The 12,756-nt window shown below is 35.8% G+C and carries 7 protein-coding genes; 5 read left to right on the forward strand and 2 right to left on the reverse strand.

What is annotated here, in order from left to right:
- Window positions 1-118: 118 nt before the first annotated feature.
- From ACZ0AH_RS01005 to ACZ0AH_RS01025, 5 genes are all read left to right on the forward strand, one after another.
- Window positions 119-529: a BrxA/BrxB family bacilliredoxin gene (locus ACZ0AH_RS01005; protein ID WP_029271207.1), complete on the forward strand. Its 411-nt coding sequence runs from the start codon at window positions 119-121 to the stop codon at window positions 527-529.
- 277 nt (window positions 530-806) lie between these two features.
- On the forward strand, window positions 807-2,162 hold the full coding sequence (trhO, locus tag ACZ0AH_RS01010; RefSeq protein WP_463474035.1) for an oxygen-dependent tRNA uridine(34) hydroxylase TrhO: 1,356 nt from the start codon (window positions 807-809) through the stop codon (window positions 2,160-2,162).
- Window positions 2,163-2,197: 35 nt separating this feature from the next.
- Window positions 2,198-2,632 carry an IS200/IS605 family transposase gene (tnpA, locus tag ACZ0AH_RS01015; protein ID WP_463474036.1) on the forward strand — a complete coding sequence of 145 codons (435 nt, stop codon included), beginning with the start codon at window positions 2,198-2,200 and terminating at the stop codon, window positions 2,630-2,632.
- Window positions 2,633-3,377: 745 nt separating this feature from the next.
- Window positions 3,378-4,619 (forward strand): peptidase U32 family protein, encoded by a 1,242-nt coding sequence (locus tag ACZ0AH_RS01020; RefSeq protein WP_463474037.1) that lies wholly within the window; start codon window positions 3,378-3,380, stop codon window positions 4,617-4,619.
- Window positions 4,619-4,849, forward strand: a complete 231-nt coding sequence (locus tag ACZ0AH_RS01025; RefSeq protein WP_463474038.1) for a ferredoxin — start codon at window positions 4,619-4,621, stop codon at window positions 4,847-4,849. Before ACZ0AH_RS01020 ends, ACZ0AH_RS01025 begins: the two co-directional genes overlap by 1 nt.
- Window positions 4,850-4,859: 10 nt before the next feature.
- Here ACZ0AH_RS01025 and ACZ0AH_RS01030 read toward each other — a convergent pair whose 3' ends face one another.
- Window positions 4,860-5,837 carry a PorP/SprF family type IX secretion system membrane protein gene (locus ACZ0AH_RS01030; RefSeq protein WP_463474039.1) on the reverse strand — a complete coding sequence of 326 codons (978 nt, stop codon included), beginning with the start codon at window positions 5,835-5,837 and terminating at the stop codon, window positions 4,860-4,862.
- Between the two features lie 40 nt (window positions 5,838-5,877).
- Window positions 5,878-12,555, reverse strand: a complete 6,678-nt coding sequence (locus ACZ0AH_RS01035) for a T9SS type B sorting domain-containing protein (RefSeq protein WP_463474040.1) — start codon at window positions 12,553-12,555, stop codon at window positions 5,878-5,880.
- Window positions 12,556-12,756 lie beyond the last annotated feature (201 nt).

A 12,756-nucleotide genomic window follows, 5' to 3' on the forward strand; every position in this document is an offset into this window, starting at 1 on the left:
ATTTCTCTGGGTTTTGAATCGATTATCGAACTATAACAAAACTTTATACCTGAATTTAAGTAGTTGCGAGTAAACTTTGTAACTTTGCAATTCAAAAGTAAATTTAAATATAAAAAATATGTATCCAGAAGAAATGGTAAAACCAATGCAAGCTGAATTGACTGCTGCAGGTTTTCAAGATTTACATAGTGCTGACGCTGTAGATAATGCTATCAAAGCTGAAGGTACCACTTTAGTTGTTGTAAACTCTGTTTGTGGTTGTGCTGCAAGAAATGCACGTCCGGGAGCAAAAATGAGTTTAGAAGGTGCTAAAAAACCAGATCACTTAATTACTGTTTTCGCAGGTGTTGACAAAGAAGCTGTTGATGCTGCAAGACAACATATGTTCCCTTTTCCTCCATCATCGCCTTCTATGGCTTTGTTCAAAAACGGAGAATTGGTTCACATGTTAGAGCGTCACCACATCGAAGGTCGTCCAGCTGAATTAATCGCTGAAAACCTGCAAGATGCTTTTAATGAGTATTGCTAATTTTTAAGTTGCTAAGGTTCTAAGTAACTAAGATTCTAAGTTATATTAAAGACTGTCTATTTAGGCAGTCTTTTTTATTTGAAGCTAATCGGGCTGCTGTCCTCTATATATATTGTATTTTAAGATAGCTATTGGTCGCGTACAAAATACCTTATATAGCTTAATTTTGGACGTTTAGTGTATTTTGAATTCCGAATAAAAGCTTACCTTTGCGCCCGAATTCACTTGGAAAATGAATTCATTACATATTTATTTCTCAACTTAAAAAGTTTATAGCATGCAACTGTACAACACTTTAAGCGCAGAAGAAAGAGCCATCATGATTGATGATGCCGGTAAACAACGACTAACGTTGTCTTTCTATGCGTATGCCAAAATTCAAGATCCCAAAAAATTTCGCGATGATTTATTTTTAGCCTGGAACAAGCTCGATGCTTTAGGCCGAATTTATGTTGCCACTGAAGGAATAAATGCCCAAATGAGTATTCCGGAAGAAAATTTGGAGGCTTTTAGAGCAACTCTGGAAGTTTATGATTTCATGAAAGGCATACGATTGAATGAAGCTGTAGAACACGATGATCACTCCTTTTTAAAATTGACAATTAAAGTTCGGGACAAAATCGTTGCTGACGGTTTAAATGACGAAACTTTTGATGTAACTAATATTGGCGTTCACTTGAAAGCCAAGGAATTTAATGATATTCTTGATGATCCAAATACAATTGTAGTAGATTTTAGAAATCACTACGAAAGTGAAGTTGGACATTTTAAAGGTGCTATAACTCCGGACGTTGAAACGTTTAGAGAGAGTTTACCCATAATAAACGAACAGCTTCAAAATCATAAAGAAGATAAAAACCTTGTAATGTATTGCACAGGTGGAATTCGCTGTGAAAAAGCAAGTGCTTATTTTAAACATCAGGGTTTTAAAAATGTTTTTCAATTAGAAGGCGGAATCATTAATTACGCCAAACAAATTGAAGCTGAAGGTATTGAAAGTAAATTTATTGGAAAAAATTTCGTTTTTGATAATCGTCTTGGCGAAAGAATCACAGATGATATTATTTCTCAATGCCATCAATGCGGAAAACCTTGCGATAATCATACGAACTGCGAAAACGACGGCTGCCATTTGTTGTTTATTCAATGTGATGAATGTAAAGCGGCAATGGAAAACTGCTGTTCTACAGAATGTCTTGAAATTATTCACATGCCTCTTGTTGATCAGGTTCGTTTAAGAACCGGAAAACAGGTTGGAAATAAAGTGTTTAGAAAAGGAAAATCCGATAGTTTGAAATTCAAACATTCTGGTGAATTGTCTAATACAACGCTTGCAACATCTGAGAAACCAGCTGATATTCGTCAAAAAATAAAAGTAAAGAAAGTTCTTCTTGGAAAAGCTGAGCATTATTATGTAAAAGCTCAGGTTGCACAGTTTACTATCGAAAATCAAGAATTAAACATAGGCGATAAAATCTTAATTTCCGGACCAACTACCGGTAATCAGGAATTAGTTTTAGAAAAAATGGTCGTTGACGGAGCAGAAACTACAATTGCTAAAATTGGTGATAAGGTTACTTTTGAAGTTCCTTTTCGTATTCGTTTGTCAGATAAATTGTATAAAATTATTTAAAATCGTAAATTAGCCGAAAATATGCTAATTTATATATGTCACATTCTTTTACCAAATTATGGATCCATGCAATTTGGGCAACTAAAAATCGTCAGGAATTAATTGATTATTCAATTGAGAAAAAATTGTATGATTGTATTCGGGAGGAATTAATTGAATTAGGATGTCCTGTTAGAATCATTAATGGAATGCCTGATCATGTGCATGTTTTATTTTTACAAAATCCACAAAAATCTATCTCAGACTTAATAAAGCAAATTAAAGGAAGTTCTTCTCATTTTATGAATAGAGAAGAACTTATCCTTGAAAAATTTGCCTGGCAAACCGGCTATGCTTCTTTTTCAGTAAGTGAATCTCAGTTAGAAGTCGTTTACCATTACATAAAAAATCAAAAACAGCATCATCTCAAGAAAAGCGGGCAAAATGAATTCGATGAATTTGTAAAATTGCATGGATTGGGAAATAAATGAATGCTTATTGATATCTTACAGGTTTCCCAAGTTTCCCAAGGTTGAAACCTTGGGCTATATAAAAATTGAATTTTACAAAATACCACAAACATCGCCAACGCTTTCAACCGTTGTAGACAATTCAACGTTGAATATCCAATGATTTCAACCGTTGGATAATCTAATGCTTACCCAAGGTTGAAACCTTGAGCTATAATTGCAATGATTGAAAACACAATGTTTTTAAGCATAGCCAATGGTTTCAACCATTGGGACAATCCAAAATATTCAACGTTGTATATCCAATGATTTCAGCCGTTGGAGAGAATCTAAAATTTTACATAATCCGTACCCAAGGTTGAAACCTTGGGCTATAATTGCAATGATTGAAAACATAATGTTTTTAAGCATAGCCATGGTTTCAACCATTGGAGACAAAAAGATATTCACCAATACTCCCAAGTTTGAAACCTCGGGTTATGAAAATCGAATATATCCACAATACCACAAACTTAGCCATCGGTTTCACTGTTGGAGAGAATTAAAATCCTCAACGTTGTATCCAATGATTTCAGCCGTTGGAGAGAATCTAAAATTTTACATAATCCGTACCCAAGGTTGAAGCCTTGGGCTATAATTGCAATGATTGGAAACACAATGTTTTAGGCATAGCCAATGGTTTCAACCATTGGACACGATATAATTGAGACAATATAATAGCAAAACAAAATAACTAACGCTTTCTGTTGGAGAAAATACAATTATAATGAAAACAAATAACAAAATTGAACTTATGGCTCCCGCCGGGAGCTTTGAGTCGCTTCAGGCTGCGCTGGATAATGGCGCTGATTCTATCTATTTTGGTGTAGAACAACTCAACATGCGTGCGCGTTCAACGGTGAATTTTACGATGGATGATTTGCAGGAAATAGCCAATCGCTGTGAAGCTAAAAACGTGCGAAGCTACTTGACATTGAACACGATTATTTACGATCACGATTTATCGGTAGTAAAAACATTGCTGAACAAAGCCAAAGAAGCCAATATTACCGCTGTAATTGCATCAGACCAAGCTGTAATTGCAATGGCAAGAAGCATTTCTATAGAAGTTCATATCTCAACTCAATTGAATGTAACGAATATTGAAACCATAAAATTCTACAGTTTATTTGCTGATACTATGGTTTTAAGCCGCGAATTGAGTTTGCGTCAGGTAAAAAACATCACGAATCAAATAGAAAAAGAGCAGATAAAAGGTCCAAACGGGAATCTAGTCGAAATCGAAATTTTTGGTCACGGTGCTTTGTGTATGGCGGTTTCAGGAAAGTGTTATTTAAGTCTGCATTCGCATAATTCATCTGCAAATCGTGGCGCATGCAAACAAAATTGCCGTAAAAAATATACCGTTATCGATCAGGAAACAGGTTTTGAAATCGAAGTCGACAACGAATACCTAATGTCACCTAAAGATTTGTGTACATTAGATTTCTTAGATCAGGTAATTGATTCCGGAATTCAGGTTTTAAAAATTGAAGGCCGTGGACGTGCGCCTGAATATGTGGCAACGGTTATAAAAACATACCGCGAAGCAATTGATTCTTATTACGATAAAACGTTTTCTAAAGAAAAAATCACTATTTGGATGGAAGCTTTGAATACGGTTTACAATCGTGGATTTTGGTCTGGCTATTATTTGGGTCAGGAGTTAGGAGAATGGAGTGCTATTCCGGGATCTGCTGCAACGCAAAAAAAGGTTTATGTTGGAAAAGGAACACACTATTTCTCAAAAGCAGAAGTTGGACAATTCAAAATAGAAGCTTACGATATAAAAATCGGAGATAAAATCCTGATAACAGGACCAAGTACGGGAGCTCAGGAAATGATAATTGACGAAATGTTCGTAAATGATTTAATTTCTGAAAAAGCTACAAAAGGCGACGATTGTACTTTAAAAGTACCATTCAGAATAAGAATGTCTGATAAACTATATAAAATTGTCGAGGCATAATGGTTATTGTTACTTTACAAAGAGACAAATGTATAGGCTGTAATTATTGTGTTGAGATGGATCCGGTGCATTTTCAAATGTCTAAAAAAGATGGTAAATCAGTATTGATTCATTCGAAAGATGCAAAAGGATTTTTTACGTTAAAATCCCCAAATCATACTATTGTCGAAAGTTGCGAACTGGCTGCAAAAGCATGTCCGGTAAAAATTATTAACGTAAAAGAAACGTAGAAATCTGCTCTTAATCTCGAGTTGGGCTTTGTGTACAAGGACAATTGCTGATTCCATTAAAGAAATCAAGACCGATCGTTACAACATGTGTTCCTGAATTATAAGCTCCAATTTGGTTTAACGATGCCTGATAGGAATATCCAAAGTAAAAATTATACTTTTTAAAACCTGCCATTGGTCCAACCACTAAAGGCTGAAAAAACTGATCGTTTAAAAAACGATACGAAACACCAACCCAGAAATAATCATCAAAACGATTGTATTGTCGGTATTTAAAATTTAAATCAGTACTTGAACGATTATCACTTTCAAATTGCTGATAAAATACAGATGGTTCAAACTCAACTCTGCTTTTTGAATTTCCTTTAAAAACGTAACCCGTATATATTTGGTAATTGCGAAGTAATTCTGGTTCAGTTTTATAAAACTTCTCAGTATTCTTATCTAAAATATTGCCAACATTAAGGCTTAAATAAAATCCTTTATTTCGATATAAAGCACCAACATCAAAATTATTATTAGAAACCGATCTATTATTTGTAACGGCTGGGTCTAATATTGAAGGTGTTGAAGTTCCGGAATTAAACTCATTAATATTAATTTTAAAATTATTAATGTTATAAGAAATTCCAAACGATAAATATTGTTTGGTATAATAATCCAAAGTTAGATGGTGCGCAAAAGAGACTTTTACTCCGGTTTGGGTTGTATTTCCATTTTTATCATTGTATAGGGAAATTCCAATTCCGGAACGATCCAGAATTCTCATATCAGCATATAAAGACTGATTGTCTGGTGCATCTTTTATTCCAACCCATTGGGTTAATCCGTTTGCTCTTATTCGTAAGTTATCCCCAATTCCTGCATAAGTTGGGGCTATAACAAATGGATTATCTGCTAAATATTGCGTAAATACAGGTAAGTTTAATTCTTGACTATAGCATTCTGTAATAGCCAGAAGTAAAAATGATAGGATTATTTTTTTCATTGTATATAAGTTTTAGATGGCATAATTGTTTTTTGACATGTTATCTGTAAAGTGTAAAATGTCCAACAAACTCTCTGTCATCTTTAGGGTCATTTAATTTTAATACATACCAATAATCTCCGGATGTTAATTCAGTACCATTGTATTTTCCGTCCCATTTTTGACCTGATTTATACGCTGCAATATTTCGACCGTATCTGTCAAAAATGGTAAATGTTAAGTTTTTGTAAGTTGTGGCGCAATCTGGCCCCCATTCATCATTAATTCCGTCGCCATTTGGAGTAAAATAATTAGGAATACAGACATCTATAAATTCAAAATATTTTGAAACTGTAGCGGTGCATCCATTTTTATCGACAACGGTAACTGTATATGTTCCGGATTTATTAATAATAAATTTATTAACCGTGCCATAATATTCATTTTCAAGCGTATATTGATAATTTCCAGCGCCACCAGTTGCTGTAGTGACAATTTCATTTAAATCTCCATCGTTTACTGTTAATGCTAAAGGTTCAAAATCTTCAATAGTAAATTCAGATGTGGTTTGTTCGCAGCCATTTATATTTCTTGCAGTAATCGTATGGTTTCCAGCAGTTAGATTTGTAAAAATAGTACTTGACTGATACTCATTAGGATTTTCATCAAGAGTATATTTTATATCGGCAAGATTCATAATATCTGGATTAACAGTTATTGTAACTGAATTTGAAGGTAAATTATCAATGCATTCATTATTTACTTTCGCAATAGGATTAATAGCAATAGGATTTGGCATATCTACATCAAAGTTGGTACTACAACCCAAAGCATCTAAAATATTAACGGTATATAACCCACCTGAAAGATTTGAAAATTGATATTCAGTTCCAGTGATTTCTTCATATTTTCCTGTGCTATTGTCCAGATTTACACGGTATGGTTGCGTTCCTCCACTAATTTCTATAATGAAAGAACCATCCTTATTTCCAAAACATGATTCTGAAAACAGGCTATTTGGAACAAGTGAAGCATTTAATTCTAAAGATATAACGAGGTTCAATACCTGATCAGCGGTGCAGCCGTCGTTGGTTTTAGTATATGTTCCTGCCTGGGTATAAGTAATACCAGTTACATCCCAGGTAAAACTGTCTCCCGCACAAATGTTTTTAGGTGTTACAATATCAACTGGTTTTGCACCAACAGTTAAATTCAAAACCTGATCAGCGGTACATCGATCTTTTTCAATTTTCAAATTGAATTGAGAAGTTGAATATTCAATTCCGTTTGCTGCCCATTTATAAGTTTCTCCTTCGCAAATGTTTTGAATTGTTATGGTATCAGCAGGTTTCGGAGTTACGGTCAAAACCAATTCCTGATCTGCAATACAGCCTGTATTGGTTTTCGTATACGTTCCTGAAGTATTATATACCTGATTGTTTTCGGTCCAGATATAAGTTTCACCGGAACATATTGTAATTGGTGTACTTATTTTTGCAGGTTTCGGAGTTACGGTCAAGACCAATTCCTGATCTGCAATACAGCTTGTATTGGTTTTCGTATAAGTTCCAGAAACACTATATATTTGGTTGTTTTCACTCCAAGTGTAAGTTTCTCCTTCGCAAATGTTTTGAGTCGTTGTGATATTTTCAGGTTTTGGAGTTACGGTCAAGACCAATTCCTGATCTGCAATACAGCCAGTATTAGTTTTCGTATAAGTTCCCGCCGTATTATAGACCTGATTATTTTCGGTCCAGGTATAAGTTTCACCGGAACATATTGTAATTGGCTTACTTATTTTTGCAGGTTTCGGAGTTACGGTCAAAACCAATTCCTGATCTGCGATACAGCCAGTATTGGTTTTAGTATAAGTTCCAGAAGCACTATATATTTGGCCATTCCAGGTGTAAGTTTCACCGGAACATATTGTAATTGGTGTACTTATTTTTGCAGGTTTCGGAGTTACGGTTAACACCAATTCCTGATCTGCAATACAGCCTGTATTGGTTTTAGTATAAGTTCCCGCCGTATTATAGACCTGATTATTTTCGGCCCAGATATAAGTTTCACCGGAACATATTGTAATTGGTGTACTTATTTTTGCAGGTTTCGGAGTTACGGTTAACACCAATTCCTGATCTGCAATACAGCCGGTATTGGTTTTCGTATAAGTTCCCGCCGTATTATAGACCTGATTATTTTCGGTCCAGGTATAAGTTTCACCGGAACATATTTTAATTGGCGTACTTATTTTTGCAGGTTTCGGAGTTACGGTTAACACCAATTCCTGATCTGCAATACAGCCGGTATTGGTTTTAATATACGTTCCGGAAGTATTATATACTTGATTATTTTCGCTCCAGGTGTAAGTTGCTCCGGAACAAATTGTAATTGGCGTACTTATTTTTGCAGGTTTCGGAGTTACGGTCAAAACCAATTCCTGATCTGCAATACAGCCTGTATTGGTTTTAATATATGTTCCGGAAGTATTATATACTTGATTATTTTCGCTCCAGGTGTAAGTTGCTCCGGAACAAATTGTTATTGGAGTACTTATTTTTTCCGGTTTTGGAGTTACGGTTAATACCAATTCCTGATCTGCAATACAGCCTGTATTGGTTTTAGTATACGTTCCCGCCGTATTATAGACCTGATTATTTTCGGTCCAGATATAAGTTTCACCGGAACATATTGTAATGGACGTACTTATTTTTGCAGGTTTCGGAGTTACGGTCAAGACCAATTCCTGATCTGCGATACAGCCAGTATTAGTTTTAGTATAAGTTCCCGCCGTATTATAGACCTGATTATTTTCGGTCCAGGTATAAGTTTCTCCTTCGCAAATGTTTTGAGTCGTTATGATATTTTCAGGTTTTGGAGTTACGGTCAAGACCAATTCCTGATCGGCAATACAGCCAGTATTAGTTTTCGTATAAGTTCCCGCCGTATTATAGACCTGATTATTTTCGGTCCAGGTATAAGTTTCACCGGAACATATTGTAATGGGCGTACTTATTTTTGCAGGTTTCGGAGTTACGGTCAAAACCAATTCCTGATCTGCGATACAGCCTGTATTGGTTTTCGTATAAGTTCCAGAAGTACTATATATTTGGTTATTTTCGGCCCAGATATAAGTTTCACCGGAACATATTGTAATTGGTGTACTTATTTTTGCAGGTTTCGGAGTTACGGTCAAGACCAATTCCTGATCTGCGATACAGCCAGTATTCGTTTTCGTATAAGTTCCAGAAGCACTATATATTTGGCCATTCCAGGTGTAAGTTTCACCGGAACATATTGTAATTGGTGTACTTATTTTTTCCGGTTTTGGAGTTACGGTCAGGACCAATTCGTGATCTGCAATACAGCCAGTATTCGTTTTCGTATAAGTTCCCGCCGTATTATAGACCTGATTATTTTCGCTCCAGATATAAGTTTCACCGGAACATATTGTAATTGGTGTACTTATTTTTGCAGGTTTGGGAGTTACGGTCAAGACCAATTCCTGATCTGCGATACAGCCTGTGTTGGTTTTCGTATAGGTTCCCGCCGTATTATAAGCCTGGTTGTTTTCGCTCCAGGTGTAAGTTTCTCCTTCGCAAATGTTTTGAGTCGTTATGATATTTTCAGGTTTTGGAGTTACGGTCAAAACCAATTCCTGATCTGCAATACAACCAGTATTGGTTTTCGTATAAGTTCCCGCCGTATTATAGATCTGATTGTTTTCGTTCCAGGTATAAGTTTCACCGGAACAAATTGTAATTGGTGTACTTATTTTTGCAGGTTTCGGAGTTACGGTCAAGACCAATTCCTGATCTGCGATACAGCCTGTGTTGGTTTTCGTATAAGTTCCCGCCGTATTATAGACCTGATTATTTTCGGTCCAGGTATAAGTTTCACCGGAACATATTGTAATGGGCGTACTTATTTTTGCAGGTTTCGGAGTTACGGTCAAAACCAATTCCTGATCTGCGATACAGCCTGTATTGGTTTTCGTATAAGTTCCAGAAGTACTATATATTTGGTTATTTTCGGTCCAGATATAAGTTTCACCGGAACATATTGTAATTGGTGTACTTATTTTTGCAGGTTTCGGAGTTACGGTCAAGACCAATTCCTGATCGGCAATACAACCTGTATTGGTTTTCGTATAAGTTCCCGCTGTATTATAACCCTGATTATTTTCGCTCCAGGTGTAAGTTGCACCGGAACATATTGTAATTGGTGTACTTATTTTTGCAGGTTTCGGAGTTACGGTCAAGACCAATTCCTGATCGGCAATACAACCTGTATTGGTTTTCGTATAAGTTCCCGCTGTATTATAACCCTGATTATTTTCGCTCCAGGTGTAAGTTTCACCGGAACAAATTGTAATTGGCGTACTTATTTTTGCAGGTTTGGGAGTTACGGTCAAGACCAATTCCTGGTCTGCAATACAGCCAGTATTGGTTTTAGAGTAAATTCCAGACGCATTATATACTTGGTTATTTTCGGTCCAGATATAAGTTTCACCGGAACATATTGTAATTGGTGTACTTATTTTTGCAGGTTTGGGAGTTACGGTCAAGACCAATTCCTGATCAGCGGTAGAATCAGTTCCAATTTTAGTATAAGTCCCAGCTGCACTATATACCTGGCCGTTTACTGTCCAAAGATAAGTTTGTCCGGAGCAGATAGTTATAGGAGTAGTTATTTTTGCAGGTTTTGAAGTAACTATTATAGTTCCTGTTGCAGTACTATTTCCGCAATTGCTTATTAAAGGAATACTGTAATTATAAGTTCCTACAACTGTTGGGGTTCCGCTAATTGTAATAATATTCGAAGCCCACGTTGCGGTTATTCCCGCAGGAAGTCCAATTGCGCTTCCTATACCAGTTGCTGCAGAAGTAGTATGTGTAATATTTGGTAAAACAGTATTAACATTAATCGTAGGTTTAGATGAAGCAATTCCTGCAGAACTGTTTTCTGTAATTACAAAATCAACAGGTACTCGCGTTGATTCGTCTGCACCAAGCTGAACATAGTAAGTGTAAGTACCTGCAGTTCTTGTGTTTTCTAATCCTGAACCCTCTACATTAACAGGATTAAAAGTTGGTCCCCATCCAATTGAATTACCGCCAGTTGGAGTTGTAAACCAATAAGTTAAAGGAGTTAATAAAAATTCACCTCCGGTTGGCAATAAAATTGTCCAGGTATAATCACCAATATAAAATTGTGCTTTATTTGGTCTGATAATAGTCGATACAAGTGTATATTCTACACCGGCTTGAAGGGTTGCAGTTAAGCGAGGTTCTTTTGCCATGTAAAATTCACCATCGTCATCATCGCCTATTATCCAGGTCCCTCCGCCTGCACAATTTCCCGGAGTAAAATTTCCGCTGTAAATATAGGCAGCACCATCATATAGATCATTTTCTGTCATTTTTAAACTGTAAACACCAGTTTTCGTGACTGTAAATTTGGTTGCTGTATAATTCCCGGCATTACCTTGTATAAACATACAGGTTGTTGAATTATCCATTCCTTGCATAATTGAAGTAGTAGAGGGATCTGTCGCTGAATTCCAATGCCCCGTAAATGTCGTTACCGAAATTGCAGAAGGGATGTTAGCCGTTAATGGCTCAGCTCGTGCCCCTTTACAAATAGTAACTCCGTTTGTCATTAAACTTTCATCTTTTGGACGAACCGTTATTTTTCCTGTTGCTGTTACGTTTCCACAATTTCCAGTCAATGCGATAGTGTAATCATAAACCCCTAATATATTTGTCTTACCACTAATCGTAATTAAATCAGATGCATATTTTGCTGTAACTCCGGCAGGTAAACCACTTGCACTAACAATTTTCTTTATTCCTTTGGTTTCATAGATATCCAAATTTATAGGGGTATTAAGAGATAACATTGGGTTTTTTGCAATGCTTTCAACAGTTGCCTTGTCGATAATAACAAAATCAACAGGAATTCTTTCAGTAGTATTTTGACCGCTTGTTACGTAATAAGTAGTCGTGCCAACAGTATTTGTATTTAATAATCCGGAACCTTTTACGCCAACTGGGTTAAAAGTGGGGCCCCAGCCAATTGGTGCGCCACCTGTACTTGATGCGTACCAGTAATTTAAAGTGTTTAAAATAAAATTGCTTCCGGGAGGAGATGTGACAGACCAGGTGTAATCGCCAACATAAGTTCCGCCATTAGGTGCCCAAAGGGTTGAGATTAATGTGTAAGTAACGCCTGCATCAAAATGGGCTGACATTCGGGGTTCTTTAAGTGATCCATCATAATCATCATCTCCTATTATCCACGTTCCTCCTCCGTCACACTTACCGGGGGTAAAATTGCCTGAATAAATATAGGCTGCCCCATCATATTCCTCCGTATCACTCATTTTAAACGTATATGTACCAGAAACACTGACTGTAAAAGTAGTCGCAGTGTAATTTCTGAGAACAAGTAAATGATAAAAACTGCAAACAGGTGAGTTTTTCAGTGAAGCGCTTACTGTAATTGCTGTGGGATCTGTTTCACTGTTCCAATGTCCAACAAATGTTGTAACTTCTTGCTTAGAATTATCTGTTATTTTTAGAACACCACTGTCTCCTTTACATATCGCAACTCCCTTTGTAACAATAGGATTAGTTTCAGAAATAAATTGTGCATTTACGTGAAAAGCTGTTAAAAAAAGAAAGAATAAAAATGATGCCTTAAGACCATTAAATTTTTTAAAAGTAATTTTTTGCATGACAAATTTAATTAGCATTAATGTTTTGTATGATTGTTATTCAACCGCTATTTCTGGGCTGTTGAATTTTATAAGAAGTTTTTTATTTGGAAGTATAAATCTTAATTCATAATTCTTTGAAATGATTTATTTTAAGATTTTTTCAGACTGCAAAACTTATTTATTTAAGAAAATAACTTGGTCTATAAGAGGTAAAAAACT

The sequence above is a fragment of the Flavobacterium sp. AC105 genome (genome assembly GCF_979258495.1).

Coding starts and splice junctions, on each gene's coding strand:
- ACZ0AH_RS01005 (WP_029271207.1), top strand. CDS start 119: ATGTATCCAGAAGAAATGGTAAAACCAATGCAAGCTGAATTGACTGCT.
- trhO (WP_463474035.1), top strand. CDS start 807: ATGCAACTGTACAACACTTTAAGCGCAGAAGAAAGAGCCATCATGATT.
- tnpA (WP_463474036.1), top strand. CDS start 2,198: ATGTCACATTCTTTTACCAAATTATGGATCCATGCAATTTGGGCAACT.
- ACZ0AH_RS01020 (WP_463474037.1), top strand. CDS start 3,378: ATGAAAACAAATAACAAAATTGAACTTATGGCTCCCGCCGGGAGCTTT.
- ACZ0AH_RS01025 (WP_463474038.1), top strand. CDS start 4,619: ATGGTTATTGTTACTTTACAAAGAGACAAATGTATAGGCTGTAATTAT.
- ACZ0AH_RS01030 (WP_463474039.1), bottom strand. CDS start 5,837: ATGAAAAAAATAATCCTATCATTTTTACTTCTGGCTATTACAGAATGC.
- ACZ0AH_RS01035 (WP_463474040.1), bottom strand. CDS start 12,555: ATGCAAAAAATTACTTTTAAAAAATTTAATGGTCTTAAGGCATCATTT.